Origin of the sequence: Alkalicoccus luteus (assembly GCF_052061695.1) — a bacterium.
GTDB lineage: Bacteria > Bacillota > Bacilli > Bacillales > Salisediminibacteriaceae > Alkalicoccus > Alkalicoccus luteus.
This window is the reverse complement of record NZ_JBPZEY010000020.1, coordinates 1-18,807: the sequence shown is the minus strand read 5'-3', so window position 1 is coordinate 18,807 and position 18,807 is coordinate 1. Positions and strand designations below refer to the sequence as shown.

General features: G+C 52.1%; 16 protein-coding genes. 2 read left to right on the top strand and 14 right to left on the bottom strand.

Going from position 1 to position 18,807, the window contains the following annotated elements; genetic code table 11:
• Window positions 1–193: 193 nt before the first annotated feature.
• On the bottom strand, window positions 194–1,360 hold the full coding sequence (iadA, locus tag ACSZLD_RS16530; RefSeq protein ID WP_444685839.1) for a beta-aspartyl-peptidase: 1,167 nt from the start codon (window positions 1,358–1,360) through the stop codon (window positions 194–196).
• 105 nt (window positions 1,361–1,465) lie between these two features.
• A complete protein-coding gene (gene yfcC, locus ACSZLD_RS16525; RefSeq protein WP_444685838.1) occupies window positions 1,466–2,878 on the bottom strand; it encodes a putative basic amino acid antiporter YfcC in 1,413 nt (470 codons plus the stop codon).
• Window positions 2,879–3,129: 251 nt separating this feature from the next.
• Here yfcC and ACSZLD_RS16520 point away from each other — a divergent pair, with 251 nt between their 5' ends.
• On the top strand, window positions 3,130–5,049 hold the full coding sequence (locus tag ACSZLD_RS16520) for a sigma-54 interaction domain-containing protein (protein WP_444685837.1): 1,920 nt from the start codon (window positions 3,130–3,132) through the stop codon (window positions 5,047–5,049).
• Here the strand turns inward: ACSZLD_RS16520 and ACSZLD_RS16515 are convergent.
• The 3 genes from ACSZLD_RS16515 to moaC all read right to left on the bottom strand — a co-directional run bounded on the left by ACSZLD_RS16515 (window position 5,040) and on the right by moaC (window position 7,752).
• Complete coding sequence (locus ACSZLD_RS16515; protein WP_444685836.1) at window positions 5,040–6,449, bottom strand: MDR family MFS transporter; 1,410 nt, start codon at window positions 6,447–6,449, stop codon at window positions 5,040–5,042. The genes ACSZLD_RS16520 and ACSZLD_RS16515 overlap by 10 nt on opposite strands.
• 148 nt (window positions 6,450–6,597) lie before the next feature.
• On the bottom strand, window positions 6,598–7,236 hold the full coding sequence (locus ACSZLD_RS16510; RefSeq protein WP_444685840.1) for a redox-sensing transcriptional repressor Rex: 639 nt from the start codon (window positions 7,234–7,236) through the stop codon (window positions 6,598–6,600).
• A gap of 21 nt (window positions 7,237–7,257) precedes the next feature.
• Window positions 7,258–7,752, bottom strand: a complete 495-nt coding sequence (gene moaC / locus ACSZLD_RS16505) for a cyclic pyranopterin monophosphate synthase MoaC (protein WP_377909189.1) — start codon at window positions 7,750–7,752, stop codon at window positions 7,258–7,260.
• A gap of 129 nt (window positions 7,753–7,881) precedes the next feature.
• On the opposite strand from moaC, the gene ACSZLD_RS16500 reads away from it, so the two are divergent.
• Window positions 7,882–9,792, top strand: a complete 1,911-nt coding sequence (locus ACSZLD_RS16500) for an ATP-binding cassette domain-containing protein (RefSeq protein ID WP_444685835.1) — start codon at window positions 7,882–7,884, stop codon at window positions 9,790–9,792.
• Window positions 9,793–10,504: 712 nt separating this feature from the next.
• Here ACSZLD_RS16500 and tsaD read toward each other — a convergent pair.
• The 9 genes from tsaD to ACSZLD_RS16455 form a co-directional block, all read right to left on the bottom strand.
• Entirely contained in the window at window positions 10,505–11,515 is a 1,011-nt protein-coding gene (gene tsaD, locus ACSZLD_RS16495; RefSeq protein WP_377909313.1) for a tRNA (adenosine(37)-N6)-threonylcarbamoyltransferase complex transferase subunit TsaD, read from the bottom strand.
• The gene (rimI, locus tag ACSZLD_RS16490) at window positions 11,512–11,958 is read right to left on the bottom strand and encodes a ribosomal protein S18-alanine N-acetyltransferase (protein ID WP_377909187.1); all 447 of its coding nucleotides are present in this window, start codon (window positions 11,956–11,958) and stop codon (window positions 11,512–11,514) included. The genes tsaD and rimI overlap by 4 nt, the downstream gene beginning before the upstream one ends.
• Complete coding sequence (gene tsaB / locus ACSZLD_RS16485; RefSeq protein WP_444685834.1) at window positions 11,951–12,652, bottom strand: tRNA (adenosine(37)-N6)-threonylcarbamoyltransferase complex dimerization subunit type 1 TsaB; 702 nt, start codon at window positions 12,650–12,652, stop codon at window positions 11,951–11,953. The genes rimI and tsaB overlap by 8 nt, the downstream gene beginning before the upstream one ends.
• Window positions 12,649–13,095, bottom strand: a complete 447-nt coding sequence (gene tsaE / locus ACSZLD_RS16480) for a tRNA (adenosine(37)-N6)-threonylcarbamoyltransferase complex ATPase subunit type 1 TsaE (protein ID WP_377909185.1) — start codon at window positions 13,093–13,095, stop codon at window positions 12,649–12,651. Before tsaE ends, tsaB begins: the two co-directional genes overlap by 4 nt.
• A gap of 15 nt (window positions 13,096–13,110) precedes the next feature.
• Window positions 13,111–14,076 carry a thiamine-phosphate kinase gene (gene thiL, locus ACSZLD_RS16475; protein ID WP_444685833.1) on the bottom strand — a complete coding sequence of 322 codons (966 nt, stop codon included), beginning with the start codon at window positions 14,074–14,076 and terminating at the stop codon, window positions 13,111–13,113.
• A gap of 105 nt (window positions 14,077–14,181) precedes the next feature.
• The gene (locus tag ACSZLD_RS16470) at window positions 14,182–15,330 is read right to left on the bottom strand and encodes a trans-sulfuration enzyme family protein (RefSeq protein WP_444685832.1); all 1,149 of its coding nucleotides are present in this window, start codon (window positions 15,328–15,330) and stop codon (window positions 14,182–14,184) included.
• Between the two features lie 64 nt (window positions 15,331–15,394).
• Entirely contained in the window at window positions 15,395–16,999 is a 1,605-nt protein-coding gene (locus ACSZLD_RS16465) for an ABC transporter permease (RefSeq protein ID WP_444685831.1), read from the bottom strand.
• Window positions 16,996–17,889, bottom strand: a complete 894-nt coding sequence (locus ACSZLD_RS16460) for an ABC transporter ATP-binding protein (protein WP_377909181.1) — start codon at window positions 17,887–17,889, stop codon at window positions 16,996–16,998. Before ACSZLD_RS16460 ends, ACSZLD_RS16465 begins: the two co-directional genes overlap by 4 nt.
• Before the next feature lies 1 nt (window position 17,890).
• Window positions 17,891–18,520 (bottom strand): TetR/AcrR family transcriptional regulator, encoded by a 630-nt coding sequence (locus tag ACSZLD_RS16455; RefSeq protein ID WP_377909180.1) that lies wholly within the window; start codon window positions 18,518–18,520, stop codon window positions 17,891–17,893.
• Window positions 18,521–18,807 lie beyond the last annotated feature (287 nt).

Here is an 18,807-nt window from a genome sequence, read left to right as displayed (position 1 = left end):
AAGTAGTAAACTAAGTATAGACGATCATCTGGGAAAAAGGGAGCAAAAAAGATAAAGAAGACCAAAAACGTCCACAAGGACGTTTCTAGTCTTCATCAAGGACTTTTTCAGTGGCCCCGCATTGCCGGCTGGCTCTTTTGTCGTATATAGATGTATCTGTGACTGTGCTGTTTTGCTCCGTTACATTTATTCTTTATTCAAATGTCCCTTTTACAAGCACTTTTCTCTCCCGCATCATGATGCGTCCACGGGCAAGCACGGTTTCAGGCTCCCAGTCTTCATTCATGAGCAGCATATCTGCATCTCGTCCAACTTCGATCCGGCCCTTATCCCGCAGCTTCAGCACGCTGGCCGGATTTTCTGTAACGGTGCGGATGGCCTGCTCCGGCGCTACTCCTTCCGTAACTATCGCTTCTGTAAGCGCGCGCTGCAGGCTGCCGACATCGGCAACCGTAAGCCCGGTCAGTTCTCCTGCTGCGTTAAATTCCGGGAGGCTTCCCTGACCGTCTGACGTCATCGTGATCTTCCGGTCATCGGTGCCTGCTTCCAGCGCACGGCGCAGCGCTTTCGGAGCGTTCACTTCCCCGTCATCCAGAAACTGCGGAATCGTACTAGTCGTAAAGTCGATAACACCGCCTCGTTCAGCAAATGCAAGCCCTGCCTGAAACAGCTTTTCGGTTCGGTTCACGTGTGTCGGGCAGAAGCTCGTGATTGGCAGATCCGTTGTATCAACGACCGCAAGCAGTGGATCCAGCCTGCTTTCCCCGCCGCCAATATGCACGTTGACGATGCCTGCCTTACCAGACAGCATGCCGCCGATTCGGGCCTGTGAAGCTACTTTTGCAAGCTCGTCCGTCGTCGGCTGTGACGAGCGGTGGTCACTGATCGCGACTTCACCGACGCCGATAATGCGGTCGATCAGCATCATATCATCTTCAATTTTGCCGGTGATCGTTCTCACCGGAACATGATAGTTCCCGACGTGGCAGTAACAGCTGATGCCTTCGGTTTCCAATGCCCGAGCCTTTGCGATCAGCTCCGCCATCGTTCTCGTTGCTCCATCTGTTCCGATGACACCGACGACTGTCGTGATCCCGGCTTTCACCGCGTCAGAAAGCTTCAGCTCTGGCGTGCGCGTATGATACCCGCCTTCTCCGCCGCCGCCGATGATATGCACATGGCTGTCAATCAGCCCTGGAATAAGCAACTGTCCTTCTGCTTCGATGACGACCGTCTCCCCTGCCGACGGCGCTTCCAGTGAATCGGCGATTGCGGCAATTTTCCCACCCGCAATCAACACGTCTTTTTCCCCGAGCGGCTCCGGCGCGAACACGGAAGCCCCTTTAATAAGCGTGAACATGCAATCCCTCCGTAAGTGTTATGAAAAGTTGATGAAGACTGCGACGATGACAAAGACCAGCGCCAGTCCGAACATAAGCAGCTGGAATTTGAAAATAAAGCGGAATCATGTTCCCCAGCCGATCCGTGCTGCACCGAGCGTTCCCATGAGTGCAGCGGACGTTGGCACGATCATGTTCGTCAGTCCGTCACCGAGCTGAAAGCCGAGGACAGCGACCTGACGCGTCACGCCAGCAATGTCAGCAAGCGGTGCAATAAGCGGCATCGTGAGCGCCGCCTGACCGGAGCCGGATACAACAAAGAAGTTGATGACGGACTGAAAGACGAGAATAAAGGAAGCAGACAGCACTTCCGGCATATCATCGACGAGTCCCCCCGCAGCGTACAGCACCGTGTTTAAGACAGATGCCGCAGCCGGATCGTCGCCGCCTAAGATGATGACGATCCCTTTTGCCATCCCGACGACGAGCGCTGCCGGCAGCAGCTGCTGCGCACCTTCGCCAAAGCTCTCCGCCACATCGTTGATCGTCATATCATTCAGCTTGAAAATGACGCCGATCGCACCTGCGACAAGCCCGATCGTGAAAAACTGCGTGGCAATTTCCGGAATATAATATGCGTCCCGTACGACACCCCAGATAACCCAGCCGATTCCGAGCGCAAGCGTAATCACGACGAGCGAATCTCCAACGGTAAACTTACCGTTAATATCCTGGACATTGTTATGCTTTTTAAAATAAGCATTTGCTTCCGGTGAATACGATTTGGCCGGGTCACGCCTTACTTTGGAAGCGTACCACATTGTATAGGCAATGCCGACACCGGTGAACACAGCCCACATGAGCATGCGAAACGGCGTTCCAGAAAGCACCGGCACGTCGGAAACTCCCTGGGCAATAGCGACACCAAACGGATTCATCCACGACGTAGCAAAACCGATCTGGGTTGCCACGTAAGTGATCATCACGCCGGTGATCGCATCGTAGCCGAGTGCAATGACAAGCGGCACGAGAATGATCGCAAACGCAATCGCCTCTTCCCCCATGCCGAACACGGCACCGCCCAGTGAGAAAAAGAAAAACATGACGGGAATCAGCAGCGCTTCTCTTCCTTTCGTCTTATCTATCACCGCTAAGATTCCCTGATCAATCGCCTTCGTCCGCATAATAATGCCAAAGGCACCGCCGATGATAAGAATAAAGGCGACGACTCCGACAGCCGAGCCCCATTTATCCCCGGAAACGAGTCCTTCGAACATGTAGTTTAAAAATCCGGCGCCGCCAAACGGCTCAAATAAGCTGACTCCTTCGCGGGCAGGCTCTCCTGCTTCATCGGTTTCGTACTCAAACGTATCCGGAATGAGCACGGTACGCGTATCTTCCTGCCCGGCGTTGTCATATGTAACTTCCTCTGTTTCGAACATCCCCATCGGGATCAAGTACGTCATCAGTGCTGCCAGCACCACCACGCCAAAAATGATCACAAACGTATGAGGCATTTGAATTCCTTTCTTCGGCATCTTTCCCACTCCTTTCAAGATTGCTGTTTATGAATTGCAAAATAGATGCCAACTTTTTTGCACAGCTTCCCTCAAACGCCAAAAAGAAGCGGCGCTGGCTGAATCGGAGCCGGCCTGACGAGGTTTAGGCAGCCATTGCTCTTTTTAAATTGAAATCGACTATGTTCTGCGGGAATCGTTGATCTAAGCTTGATAGTCCTTATATGTTTTTATGATAGAATGTAGAACAACATATAAAAAGGAGAATCTCTATGCTTGGATTAATTGCAGGAAGCAAGAAAACAGAGGATGCCCTCTTTTACCAGCTGCGCCAGCTGCTTGGCGATTTTTTACCGATCCGCTCCTGTGCGCTTGATGAAACACGAAAACCAGAGTGGCTTCACCAAGCTGAAGTGCTCGTCTTTTCCTCCGATTCCGTACGGCAGGAATGGGAGCATACGGTTTCATCTGCAGACATCCATTCCATTACAGGAATCCGCACGATCGATCCAGAGGCCATCAACGACCTGCTTCATATCGCTCCAGGGCGCGTCTTAATTGTAAACGATGATGCGCAATCCATTCGGGAAACAGCTGAATCGATGTTCCAGCTTGGATTGACCCATCTGACCCCTGTGCCGCTTGAAGCGTCCAAGCTGTATTACGATGGTATTTCAGTCGCCGTTACACCAGGCGAGCCGGAGAAATGCCCCCCATCTATATCCACGATTGCAGATATCGGCGTCCGTCCCTTCAGCATGAAAACACTGCTGGATATCGTCGATGCCTTTGAGCTTCCGCTTGCCTCTCAAGTGTCGGAGCGTTATCTCCAGACGATCGTTCGGCTGCAGCGGCGGCTCATCGAAGAAGAAGAACAGACGTCCTCGCTCATGAGTCACTACCATGATCTGCTCGATCAGGTTGATGACGCTATTCTGGCCGTTGACACAGCAGGCTTGATCACTGCAGCAAACAAGCGTATGGCAGCCTTCTGCGGCATGCAGGAAACGACCTTGCTCGGCCGGCGTGCTGTAGATATGCTCGTTTCTACACCTGTCGGGCCTTTTTTGACGAGCGATGACAGCCGCCAGACGGTGTCAGGAGAGGATGACGAATATGTGCTGTATAAAACGGACACCGGCTCCGGCACAATCATGACCATGAAAAGTGTGGAGACAGCCTTTGAGGTTGAGCAGACGGCAAAGCGCGCCAAGCAGGACGGTCTCCGGCCGCAGTATACGCTCGATGACATTATTGCACGCGACCCGGAGATGGTCCGGGCAAAAGAAGCAGCCAGGAAGATGGCCGCCTCGCTCCATCCGGTTCTGCTGCAAGGAGAAACCGGCGTCGGTAAAGAGCTGTTCGCTCATGCCGTGCATCATAACTCTCCTGTCTGGCAAGGTCCCTTTTTCGCGGTGAATGCCGGTGCCATGACAGAAAGCCTGCTGTTAAGCGAGCTGTTCGGCTATGAAGAGGGGACGTTTACCGGTGCGCAAAAAGGCGGCCGCCGCGGTCTGTTTGAGCTTGCCTCAGGCGGCACGCTTTTCTTGGATGAAATCGGGGATTTGAGCCCAAACGTGCAGGGACAGCTGCTGCGTGTGCTTCAAGAGGGCGAAATCCGCCGCGTCGGCGGAAGCCGCAATATTCCGGTTGATGTGCGAATTGTGACAGCAACGAACAAGGTGTTGGATGAAGAAGTTGAGCAGGGACGCTTTCGTGCTGATTTGTTCTATCGGCTGCGCGTCCTCCCATTGACAATTCCGCCGCTGCGCGAGCGTACGCAGGATATTCCGCTTCTCGTGCAAGCGTTTTTGCCGGAGGGCAATGCTCTGTCGGAAGCTGCGCTGGAGGCGCTTACCTCCTACAGCTGGCCAGGCAATATCCGCGAGCTGAAAAGCTGTCTTGCTTACGCGGTGACGCTTGGCGGTGACGTTATTTCTACCGATGACCTGCCGGCCACGGTGTTTGCCCGTCCTGCAAGCAGCTTAACGCCGGATCACCTGATTATTCTGGATTTGCTTCGCGACGGTACACGGAAAAGCTTAAAACAGCTGGAGCAGGAGGCTGCCCCCCTCACCCTGCAACAAATCCGCCGCATCGTTGAACAGCTGGACCGCGAAGGACTGATTCAGAAAGGGCGCGGGCGGATCGGTTCCCAGATCACCCGCGCCGGTATGGCGGTTTATGCCTGACGCTGCTGGCGCCTGTGTTCCTGCCCGAGCAGAATACCTGCCGGAATCGAAAGGAATCCGAGTACGGCAACGATCAGAAAGCCTTCGTTGATTGCCGTCAGGCTTGCCTGTTCAATCGTGCTGCCGTTTACGGCCATAATCTGACCGCGGCGCACTTCAAAATAGATGGAAACGAATACGATACCAAACGCTGAGCTCATTTGCCGGAATACGTTGTTCATAGCTGAACCGCGCGACACAAATTTTTCCGGAATCGCGTTCATACCGGCTGTTGTCGCCGGCATCTGTGCAAGCCCCATGCCGATTCCGCGAACCGCGTTCACCGCAATCACAATCCAGACCGCTGTTTCCAGCTGCATGAATCCGAGCACAGCCGTTCCAACAGCCATGATCGACAGTCCGGCGGTGACAGGAAGAGCCGGACCGATCTTATCAAGCATCCTCCCTCCGACCGTCATAAAGATGCCGGATAAAAGAGCTGCCGGCAAAAAGGCCAGACCGGTCATGACGGCACCTAGGCCGTAGACATTCTGAATGAGCAGCGGGATTAAAAAGATGCCGCTGAAGAGCATAATCGAACTGATCATCGCTACCACAACGCTGTAGGTGTACGCCCTTGCCTGAAACACGGACAGATCAAGCAGCGGCTGGGGACTTTTCAGCTCAATTCGCGTAAACAGAACAAGCAGAGCAAGCCCGACCGTCACGAGTGAGAGATTGACCGGATTATACAGCTGAGCCAGCTCATTCATACGCCCGAGCGCAAATAGAATCGCGCCGACGCCGGCCGTCACTGTTAGAAAGCCCGGCAGGTCGAAGCGGATATCATCCACCTTTTTCGTCTGCCGCAGATAGCGCCAGGAGAAGGCGAGACCTAATATCCCGGTTGGCAGGTTGCAGAGAAAGAGCCACTCCCACGTGCCAAATTCGATAATTATTCCGCCAAGCGTCGGTCCAATGGTCGGCGCCATCATGGCGGCTATGCCCCAGACGCCGGTCGCAAGCCCGCGCTCTCCCTTTGGGAACACTTCAAAAATAAGCGCGAGCGAGAGCGGCATCATAATGCCGCCCCCGACGCCTTGAAGCCCGCGGAAAAAGATGAGCGAGCTCAAGTCCCACGACATGGACCCAAGAACGGAGCCGGTTAAAAAAATTGCGAGCCCGACCATGAACAGCTGCTTTTTGCCGAATTTATCACCTAAATAGCCGGTGAGCGGCATCGTCATGCCCATGACGACCATAAAGATCGTAATCACCCAGCCTGTCGCGACGGCTCCGGAGTCGAACACCTGCATTAGGTGCGGGACAGCCGGATTCAACATACTGTTATTTAAAATGACTGTAAATGTACCGAGCAGCACTGATATGACGACGAGCCACTTTTGAGGTATACGTGCCATGATGTCACCTTCATTTTCTTTCGATTAACGAATCTTTTTCTATCCTATCATAATGCATGGCCCTTTGCCCCGAGCAGCGATTGAGACCCTCGGCTTTCCTCCATCATAAAAACCGCCCCGTTTCCGGGACGGCTCGGTTTCAGCTTTATCATGAAAGCGGATAATGCTTCATAAAGTAAATCAGCGACTGCAGCTCAACGGAGAGGTCGATGTGGTGGACACGGACGTGATCCGGCAGCGACAGCCTTGCCGGCGTGAAATTTAGAATACCCTTAATGCCCGCTTCCACTAGCTCCTCTGCAATCCCCTGTGCATGCTGGGATGGTACAGTCAGAATCGCCACTTCCACTTTTCCTTCAATATGCTTGCCGAGGTCTTTAAAATGATGCACCGGCACCTCGCCAATCACTTCTCCAACCACTGATTCGTCGACATCAAACGCCATCTCGATCCGGGTATTATTGCTTTTGCTGAAGTTGTACTTCAAAAAGGCTGTGCCTAGATTTCCGACGCCGATGAGCGCTACCTGTGTCAGCTCATCCTGGTCGAGTGTCTTGCGGAAAAACGAAAGCAGATAGCTGACGTTATAGCCGTAGCCTTTTTTACCGAGCGCACCGAAGTAGGAAAAATCGCGGCGGATCGTGGCAGAGTCCACCTTTACTGCTTCGCTCAGCTCAGACGACGACACGCGGTGCTTACCGGATGCCTGCAGTCCTTCTAAAAAGCGGTAGTACAGCGGCAGCCGTTTAGCGGTCGCCTGCGGTATTTTTGCCTGATCAATATCCATCATTCCATATCCCCCTGTCCTTTAGCGGTCGCTGCTCTCTCGTGAGAAGTCGCCGCTTTTGCCGCCTGTCTTTTCTTTCAGGTAGGTCGGACCAATGACCATCCCTTTATCAACGGCCTTGCACATATCGTAAACCGTAAGCGCTGCAGCGGATGCGCATGTTAACGCTTCCATTTCGACACCTGTTCTTCCTGTCGTTTTAACAGCTGCTTCTATCTTCAGTGTATATGTTTGCTCCTTCACAATCCAGTCGAAAGAAACATCCACGCCTGAAAGCGGGAGCGGATGACACATCGGGATGATGTCTGCCGTATTTTTAGCTGCCATAATGCCTGCAATTTGCGCCACCTGCAGCACATCTCCTTTGCCGATTTGCCCGGCGCGGATCTTCGTATATATCTCTTCATTAACTTCCACGCTTGAAAGCGCCCGGGCTGTCCGCTTTGTGATTTCCTTATCGGAAATATCCACCATGCGCGCCCTGCCTTCTTCATTAAAGTGTGTTAAGTCACTCATGCTTCCACCTCACATTTCCACCATCCATTGTACACTATTCGCTTTTTCAATGCATGCTTTGCCTGTGCAAGGCAGCTCATGTACACTGGAGAAGGAGAAGAATGAACTGACAGAAGAGGATGAACCGCCATGATATTACTGCAATGCTCGCAGCTGTCCAAGTTTTTTGGATCTGAACAGGTGCTGGCTAACGTGAAAATGGAAATTAAGAGCCGGGAACGGATCGCCCTCGTCGGCCGGAATGGAGCTGGAAAGTCTACGCTTCTGCGCGTCTTTTCCGGCGAATACGATCATGATGACGGGCATCTTATGATCCCGAAAGAGGTATCGATCGGCTATCTCGCTCAAGACAGCGGACTGCAGTCGGAACGGTCGATCTGGGAAGAAATGCTGACGGTTTTCACCGATCTGCGCGCGATGGAACAGGAGCTTCGACGCCTCGAAGAGAAAATGGCCGAAGGCAGCGAAAAAGTGCTCGCAGAATATGACCAGCTTCAGCTTCAGTTTCAACAGCGCGGCGGTTTCCAATACGAAGCCGATATCCGCAGTATTTTGACGGGCCTGCATTTTCAGTCGTTTGATTATGATACGCCGGTTTCGTCGCTCAGCGGCGGTCAGAAAACGAGGCTTGCCCTCGGGAAGCTGCTTCTGTCACGGCCGGATCTGCTGATTCTTGATGAGCCGACCAACCACTTGGATATTGAGACGCTGACGTGGCTGGAAGGCTATTTAAGCGGCTATGACGGTGCTGTACTTATCGTATCGCACGACCGCTATTTCCTCGACAAAGTCGTGGATACGGTCTATGAGCTGTCCTTCCAGCGCACGCGCCGTTTTACTGGCAATTACTCCAGCTATCTCGACCAAAAAGCGAAGCAGCTCGAGCTCGACATGAAGCAATACGAAAAGCAGCAGGAGGAAAAAAAGAAGCTGGAAGACTTCGTCCAGCGTAACCTGGCCCGTGCCTCCACGAGCAACCGCGCCAAAAGCCGCCGCAAGCAGCTCGAGCGGATGGACGTTATGGACCGGCCGAAGGATGACGACAAATCAGCTTCCTTCCGCTTTCAAATTGACCGGCAGAGCGGGAACGACGTGCTTCAGCTTGATGACGTGTCGGTCCGTTACAAGCCCGGACAGCCGCTGATTGATCACATTTCAGTCCAGCTGACCAGGGGCGAAAGCGTAGCACTGCTCGGACCAAATGGAATAGGCAAATCGAGTCTGCTCAAGACGATCACCGGTGCGATGAAGCCGCATGCAGGAAGCATCCGGCTTGGCAGCAACGTTTCTATTGGCTATTACGATCAGGAGCAGACGGAGCTGACCTCTAATAAAACCGTGCTGCAGGAGCTATGGGATGAGTATCCACATGTGAATGAGAAGGATATTCGAACGGTGCTCGGCAACTTTCTTTTCAGCGGAGACGACGTCTTGAAGCATGTACAGGATTTAAGCGGCGGCGAAAAGGCCCGGGTGGCCCTTGCAAAGCTGATGATGAAAAAAGCGAATCTGCTCATTCTCGATGAGCCGACCAACCACCTCGATCTCGACAGCAAAGAAGTGCTTGAGAATGCGCTCATTGACTACCCTGGTACGATCCTGTTCGTCTCGCACGACCGCTACTTTGTTAATCGGATGGCGACAAGAGTAATTGAATTGACCACCAATGCCGCAATCAGCTATCTCGGGGATTATGACTACTATGCGGCGAAAAAGCAGGAGCAGCAGGAACTTGCCCGCATCGAAGCGGAAGAATCACCGGTTGAAGCAGCTGCACCGCCGTCTGCCAAAGCTGATTTTAAAGCCGGAAAGGCCCGCCAAAAGGAAGTTCGGCAGCTTGCAAGGCGAATTGAAGAACTGGAAAAGGCGATTGAGCAGGAAGAATCTGCAATCGAAAAAATTGAAGCGCTTCTGTGTGAACCTGATGTTTATCAGGATCACGAGCGTACGCTGGAGCTGAACGTTCAGCTTGAACACGTAAACGGACGTCTCGAACAATGGATGGATGAATGGGAAAAGCTGCAGGAACAGCTGGATTAACACGCAGGAACGGCGAATAATCGCCGTTTCTTTTTTTGTGTTGTCCACAGGCTGCATACGTTCACAAAGTTACTCACAGAAAATATGGCGCGTCAATACAAAAATGGTCACCTATTCACAGTTATCAACGTTATCCCCAGACTTATGCACATTATATCGGCTCAGGAAGCGCATTTTGATTTAGTTACTCACATTATCCACAGTTATCCACAGATTTTCTGTTAACAACTCAAACCCTTCTACGGCGCGAATGTATCCGTTTTATTCACATTATCCACAGAATCTTAACAATTTATACACATACAAGATAAAGGTCCTGCCTTCACCCTGACAAAAGAATGAGCCGCCCTTAAAAAGAGCGGCTGATAACGTATTTTTAGGGGAATAACCTTGCATCTGCCTGTATCTGCGGACGCTCGCTTTCCGGAGGGAACGGGCTCAGCTAACCGCTTCTTTCCTCCATTGGAAGCGAGGGAGCTCTGCCTCGTTCTGATTCGAGGTCCTCCGATGTCAGCAGCTGGCAGTGCGTTACACGTGCCTGGTTATGAAGGTACGATCGATTTCCATACAGATAGAACCTTCCAGATGAAACGTTTCGATGTTAAACAAGGATGCCAGTACGTTACCGAATTCATGATAATCGTAAAACGCAGCCGCGTCTGCCTGTCGAGCCGTTCTCTCAAAGGACGGCTCGCTCGTTTCTATTATTGTTTTAGCTGATAGAAAGTCCGGGAACCCCGTTTAACCGGTCATCGGCAAAACGTTTTTCCTGATAGCGCACGTAAGCCGCGGCACCGATCATCGCCGCATTATCCGTACATAGAGAAAGCGGCGGAATGGTTAACGTCCACCCTTCCTTTTCTGCTGTTTCTTCGAGTGCGCTTCTCAGACCGCTGTTGGCAGCTACACCGCCCGCGAGCACGAGCCGGCTGACGCCGTACCGCTTGGAAGCAGCAGCCGTTTTCGTCACGAGTACATCAATCACTGACTGCTGAAAGCCTGCGGCAAGCGCTCCAGGATCGATTTCTTCTCCTTTTTGCTTGGCGTTGTGCAGTGTGTTTATAACAGCTGATTTCAAACCGCTGAAGCTGAAATCAAGCGATCCTTCTTCAAGCCAGGCGCGAGGAAGCTCCACTGCTTCTGCCGAACCGGAGGCAAGCTTATCGATTTCCGGACCGCCGGGGTAGGGAAGACCAAGTGTGCGTGCTACTTTGTCATAGGCTTCGCCGACAGCGTCATCGCGCGTCCGTCCGATGATTTCAAATGACCCGTGTTCCTTCATATAAATAAGCTCTGTATGCCCACCTGAGACAACAAGCGACAGCAGTGGAAACTGCAACGGCTCGACAAGATGATTAGCATAAACGTGACCGGCGATGTGATGCACGCCGATCAGCGGCAGCCCATGAGCGAACGCCACAGCTTTTGCTGCATTTACGCCGACAAGCAGTGCTCCGACAAGACCTGGCCCCTCAGTGACAGCCACAGCATCAAGGTCTTGGAAAGTCATGTTTGCCTGCTGCAGCGCTTCCTCCATAATAACCGTAATTTGTTCGACGTGATGTCGGGATGCGATTTCCGGAACAACACCGCCAAACCGTTTATGAGAGTCCATCTGCGAAGCGATGACGCTGCTTATAATGGTTGTGCCGTTTTCGATAACCGCTGCGGCGGTTTCGTCACAGCTTGTTTCCACAGCGAGAATTCGTACTTGTTCACTCATAGTTTCACCCACATAACCAATGCATCCTCCTGATTATCCGTATAGTAATGCTTCCGAATTCCTCCGGGTTCAAAGCCGTATTTTTTGTACATCGCCTGAGCCGGATGATTCGATACCCGGACTTCGAGACTCAGCCGCTCCGCTCCAAGCGTCCGGGACATTTCCATCGCACTTTGGAGCAGGTTTTCGCCGACTCCCTGCTGCCGGAACTCCGGGTCCACGGCAATATTGGTAATGTTTGCGTTCTCTACGACAACCCAGAGACCGCAATATCCGATCACCCGATTTTTAACGACCGCAACAAAATAATAGGCAAATTGATTTTTAGTCAGCTCCTGATAAAAAGCATCCCGCGTCCACGGTGTTGAAAAGCAGCGTTTTTCAACATCCATTACTTCTTCTATATCAATGGTATCCATCATCCGGATTTCTGCTCTAGCCATGCTCATTCTGCTTTCTCTGCCAGTTTGCTTCAGCCTCTGCCAGCCGGAGATACTGCGGCACAAATGTATGCAGGTCTTCAGCAGTTTTCCCTCTGCTTGCTGCCCAGACCCCTGCCGGCCTGACCGTATGAAGCGGACCTGGTGCATCGATGAACAGGCTGCCAAGCTTCTGCTGCAAAAGCTCTCGATGCTTGTCGAGGTCCGGGCTGAGTGCGAGCACCGGCCGGTCTTGCTCTGCAAGCCGCGTGAGCAGGTCTTCCAGCATGACCATGCTGTCAGCTTCTGCTTGATGCAGAAAGCCGTCCTCCGATTCATAAATCCCTGCAAATGCCTGACCTCTCCGTGCGTCGAAAAAGGATAGAATACGTGCACTGCTCCATAGTCCATTGTATGCCAGCGCTTCAAGCGACGAGACACCATAAAGCGGCTTTTCCAAAGCCCATGCCATACTTTTCGCTGTCGTTACCCCGATTCGAACACCCGTATAAGAGCCAGGTCCTGCCGCGACGGCAATCCCATCCAGCTCAGCAGGAGACATACCGGCGTCTTCCATAACAGACCGCACAGCAGGCATCAGCCTTACAGAATGGTTCTCTTTTTTTGTCGACACATACTCGGCAAGCACCTGGGCGTTCTCATAAAGACCAACGCTTAGAACGTAGGTCGACGTATCTATTGTTAAAAGCTTTGTCATGTCCAATCCTCCAACAGCTTTTCGGCCCGCGGGCCGAACGCTTCTGCCGTGATCGTGCGCTCAGAATATCCATCATAGCGGATCGTCAGCTGAAGGCGCTCCTCAGGCAGCATATCGTCAATCATTTCCGGCCATTCCACAAGGAGGACGCCTTGATCCAGATAGTCGTCCAGACCGAGCTCTTCCATGCTGTCTTCCAATCGGTATGCATCCATGTGATAAAATGGATGACGTCCCTCGTATTCTTTCATAATCGTAAACGTGGGGCTGTTGATTAATTCCGTTACTCCAAATGCCGCTCCCAGGGCTTTTGTAAATGTCGTTTTACCTGCTCCCAGATCTCCGGAGAGTGTAATCAGATCTCCTGGCTTTAAAAATGCCGCCAGCGATTCGGCAGCGACCTTGGTTTCCTCTTCTGACGCTGAATGCCATTGCTTTTTCACCGCTGAGATCCCCCTCTAAAAATGCGAATAGCCGCCTCCGGTCAGGCGTTCTCTTTTTCCATTTCGCTCCATGAATACATGCGCTTCCCCGGCCTCAACGTATCCAATCGCATAAAGCGGCAGCTTTTGTAAACAGCATGTTTCCTGCAAATGACGGAAGTCAGCCCGGGAGGCCGTACCGATCAGCACAAAGTCCTCTCCTCCGCGCAGCATCCAGTTTTCAAGCTCTGCACGTTCCGCATTAAGCCCCGTCTCCGGAAGCTGTTCTCGAATAATGGTGACTGCTGCCCCGCTTGCTTCAGCGATTTCTTCGGCTTCATGGGCGATACCGTCACTGACATCATTAACAGCAACGCGCAGCCCGCTTTCAGCAAACAATCGTCCGTACGCAACATGCGGAACGGGATACTGATGTGCTTGGATGTCCGGATCGTCGCCCCAGACGGACGTTCCATGCGTTAACAACCGATTCAATCCGGCTGCGGCCAGTCCGACCGGTCCAGTCAGAAAAAGAACGTCTCCGGGTTTCGCACTGCTTCGCAGCAGGCTGCAATCCTGTTCCACTCGTCCAATGACAGTGACCGTCAATACAAGTCCATTCCCGGTGGAAATGGTATCTCCCCCAATCAAGTCCATGCTGCAGGCGTCGCCAAGCCGTTTCATGCCGGCATACACCGGATCCAGCTCCGACAGCTCCCAGCCCTCTGCAGGAATGGCTGCCGAAACGAGATAATAAAGCGGGACAGCTCCCATCGCAGCCAAATCACTGACGTTCGCTGCAAGCAGCTTGTACCCGATAGCATCAAGCGGCATCGTTTCTCTCGTAAAATGGACTCCTTCACTGAATGAATCTACTGCGGTGACCATGTCCCATCCGCAGCGGGGACGAAATACAGCAGCATCATCACCGATTCCTTTAATTACGCTGCTGCGGTGATGGCTCTTTGGCGCAATGGAACGAATCCAGTCAAATTCATTCATGTCAGGCGGCCCCTCTCTGCAAATATCGCTTTTCATTATATCAATACGGGAAGCAGATGAAAAGCGTGCCGGAGCAGGTTGAGTCTGCTTCAGCACGCTTTTCGTTCAGGCATTAATGTTTGTCAGCGTCCGCTTGACTGCCTGTTCAAATGCTTCGATAATGTCTCGTTCGTCCTCAATGCCGACGGAAATCCGGATCATCTGATCAGTAACGCCGAGTGCCTCCCGCTGTTCACGAGGAAGCGGACGATGAGACGTTGCTGCCGGGTACGTAACCGACGTTTCCAGTCCTGCCAGCGTAGGCACAACTTTGACCCAACCCAAATGTTTGGAAAAGCTCATCACGTCTAAATGGCCGGCAAGTTCAATCGTGACGATAGCGCCGTTGCCGTCCGGAGACGCTGCCTTCGGATAGTAGACTCGTTCAATGCCCTCCAGGCTGCCAAGTGACTTAGCGAGCGATGCCGCATTATGGCACTGACGCTCCATACGGAGACTGAGAGTTTTTAAGCCGCGCACAGCCAGCCAGGCGTCCATCGGTCCGATATTGCTGCCGAGCATCGCAATACGGGCACGGGCTTTGTCGATGAGCTCTTTGCTTCCTGTAACTACGCCCGCTGTTACATCACTGTGTCCGCCAATATATTTCGTGGCACTGTGAACAACGATATCGGCCCCGTTCTCATGCGGACGAATCAAATAAGGGGTCGCAAACGTATTATCGATCATCAGCTTGATTCCTTTAGAAGAAGCAATTTGTGCAAGACCGTCAATGTCTTCTACACGAAGCAGCGGATTCGTAATAGATTCCGAGTAAAGCAGCACAGTGTTCTCCTTCACCGCGGCTTCAATCGTTTCACGCTCTTCCATATTGACAAAGCTGACTTCTATGCCGAAGCGCGCAAGCTCTGCTGAAAACAGTGACCACGTGCCGCCGTAAAGATCCTCTGTCGCTACAATATGATCGCCATTTTCCGCGACAGCAAGCACTCCCGCTAAAATAGCAGACAGTCCTGAAGCAGAGGCTGCACCCATTTCAGCCCCTTCAAGCTCCGCGGTTCCCCGGCCTAGATCATCACTGTTTGGATGTCCCATTCTCGTATATAAATACGACTTGTCTCCGCTATAATACGATTCCATATCTTCAAAATCAGTAAATGTAAACGCAGATGTTTGATAGATTGGCTTCGTTTTGCTTATTTCCGCTGCTTTCTCTTTAGCTGGAAAATGTACGTTTTTTGTATGAAAATACATGATGCAGTCCTCCCCAGTTGATTCACTATTGCTCTATCATACCGATTTTTTCGGAAAGATACAATCATCCCTGCTGCAAATCGCGCCGCCTAAATCCCATATAGGCGCCTGCTGTCAGGAGGAGCGCAACAGTAATTAATCCAGCTGCCGGCAAAAATGCTGCTGCTTCAACCGGCACTGCAGGCACATAGCCATAGGGGGTCAGCCGATCCATCCAATCCGGGAACTGAAATAGATTCCCCATGTAGACGACAACAAAAGAAGCCGCTAAATATCCCCATACGATGCTCGTCCATGCCGGGAGCCATCCAATCAACAGAGCTGCAACGCCCGTCATAACAAGTACAGCAGGTAAATACATCATTCCGGCCCCGTAGTAGTCCAGGAACGGACGTCCATCTTCAATAACTGTGATGGCAGCAGCTCCCAGTCCGGCAGAGGTAGCAGAAAGCATGACCACAGATGTCAGCAGCGCTGGCACAACGTAGGAGCTCAGCAGCTTGTCGCGGGACACAGCGAGGCTTACGATCGGCTCGATCCGCTGTTTCTTTTCCTCCGAGCGAAGCTTCGTCAGCTGCATCACAGCCGGAACCGATGCCATGATGGCCATGATAACAAATAAGACACTCAAAAATTGGTCAGTCAAACTAAGCCCCTCTACAGCGGGAAGAAATTCCTCCATAAAATCAATATCCGAAAAAAATAAGTCGATATCGCCAAGCACGGAGCCATACGTAACGCCAAGTAAAAACAGCGATGCAGTCCAGACGAGAATACTCGTCCGCTGCAGACGCAGCTGCAGACCAATCGGAGAGAGCAGCGAACGCGTTGCATGGTCTCTTCCAGCCTTCGGATGAAGCAGCCCGCTACCAACATCTCTTCCCGCCGCGAGCCAGGCTCCAAGCGCCACCGCCGCGACAGAAACAGCAAAGGGGAGCAGCAGCGGCCAAACGTAATTATTGACGTACGTTTCTGCTGCAAGCAGCCAGCCAAACGGTGAAAACCACGTGAATGCATCCAGACTGATATCTCCGACAGCGCGCACCGCATAAGCTCCTACGGCTGCAATAATGGCCATCCCGGATGCAGCCCGTGAGGTTTCCGCAAGCTGGGCAGTGATTAACGTGATACCCGTAAAAAACAGGCCCGTTAATGTCAGTACCGCACCATAATGGAGAGATCCCGTCCAATCCATTCCCTCTAACCCCAGCAGACCGAGTCCGACAGCGTTTGCAAATCCGATCGCACCTGACAGCAGTGTCATCACAAGCAGTGCCGACATGAGCGGTGCAGATCTGCCAACTGCAAGAGCGCGCACCATTTCGGTCCGGCCTTCCTCTTCATCTGCCCGCGTATACCGAACCGTGAGCAGCACGGCCATAACGGCAACAATCAAAGCCGTCAGCCCGAGCATTTGATGCGCCATCATCGGACCATACGTGTAATTATCCAGGCCGTGCCCCGGTCCGACCAGAGCCGTCACTGCAGGATTAATCATTGACAATGCCAGCTGCTGCCGTTCTGCTTCTGTCGTATACAAACCAGGAAACGCTGCAGCTGTCAAAACGGTAGCTGCCGTAATACCGAAAAGCCAGCCAGTCAGCCTGATCCGGTCACGCCTTACAAGCAGCCTCGTTAGCCTCCACGTCCTGTCGAATGGGGACATCATGTCGCCTGCCTCCCTTCTTCATAATAGCGCAGAAACAAATCCTCCAGAGTCGGCGGCCGGCTTTCCAAATGCTTGATTCCGAACTTGGTTAAATAAGAGATGACAGCACCAGAATACTCCGTGTCTACTTGAAAAGAGACTCCCTCTCCTTCCCGTTGAACGTCATACACGCCCGGCTGGCTTTCCAATGAGACGATACGACGCTCTGTCTCTACGTCCATCGTCATTCTTGTTAAGTGCCGCAGGTCAGAAAGGCTGCCGGTTTCAATCATCGTTCCATCACGGATAATCCCTACTCGGTCACAGAGCTTTTCCACCTCGGAAAGAATATGGCTCGACAAAAGCACACTTTTTCCTTCACTTCGGACTTCACGTACACACTCCTGAAAAATGCGCTCCATCAGCGGATCGAGGCCTGAGGTAGGTTCATCAAACAAATATAGATCTGCATAGGAGGCGAATGCACCGATCAGCGCCACTTTTTGACGGTTTCCTTTTGAATACGTGCGGCATTTTTTCGTTGGATCAAGCTGAAACCGTTCGATTAGCTGATCGCGCCGTTCCTGGTCACCACCTCCGCCGAGCTCCATCAAAAGATCGATCACCTCTCCGCCAGTCAAGTTAGGCCACAGGTGAACATCCCCCGGGACATATGCAGTGTGCCGGTGAATAACAGGCGCCTGTTTCCAAACGTCCTGGCCGAAGATCTCCGCTGTCCCTGCCGATGCTTTAATCATTCCGAGCAGCACACGGATTGTTGTGGATTTACCGGAGCCGTTCGGGCCGATAAACCCGAACACCTCCCCTTTTTCGACGGAGAAGGTGACATCCTTCAATGCCTGCACCTGTCCAAACGTTTTCGCTATGCCCTTCAGTTCAACTATCGCCATATCAATCGCCCCCTTTGTAATAAACAATCCTTAACGTCTGTAAATAATGATGAAACTCCTCCCAATAAGGGTTCATATCAATAAGATGAAAGGCTTCCCCTTTCAAGCGGGCCATCAGTTCTTCTTCATAGCCATTGATCGACCACAGGATCAGCTTTAAAGCTGTTTCTGGATCAACATCATCGCGAAATAATGAGTAATCAATGCCGCTGAACATTTTTTCTTTCGTTTCACGCTGCATACGCATGATCTGTTCCCGCTTCGATTCAGGCAGAGGGCCTAAATCGTGAAGCAGGATGCTCCCAAGAAAATAAAAAGACTCCGGGTCCTCCAGGAACGATTCCAGTTTTTTGCGGGACGCCTGTTCGTAGCGGCTGATGACATCCGGAAGACTCCAGTCAATTTCAGCAATATAACGCTCTGCTGCAGTCAGCGAGCGTTCCAAAAGGTAAAGAAAAAGCTGTTGCTTGCTTTTGAAATAATAAAACAGCATGCCCTTGCCTATTTCCGCCTCTTCAACAATCCTGTTTGTTGAAGCTTTTTTATACGTTTCTTTCGTAAATTCGCGGTAGGCCGCCTTCATGATCTGCTGCTGTTTACCCTGGTCCAGCTTTGCAAACTTCTCATTCACATCTCTGTTTCTCCTCTCTTGACCAGATCGGTCTACCATATTTTTCTTTAGTGTACTGCTGTCGACCACTCTGGTCAATCTTTTTTTCTACCAACTTATCAGGAAATAAATAGATAATAGAAGGCTCGGTTTCAGGAGGAAGGAGAAGCGCATTTGGGAAAATCGAAGAACGCAAAAAAAGAGGGTGCCGCCCGGGAACCAGGGTCTGGTTCCGGGAGACACCCTCCGGTGACCCAGCAACGTCCTACTTTCGCAGGGGGAGAGCCCCCAACTATCATCGGCGCTGG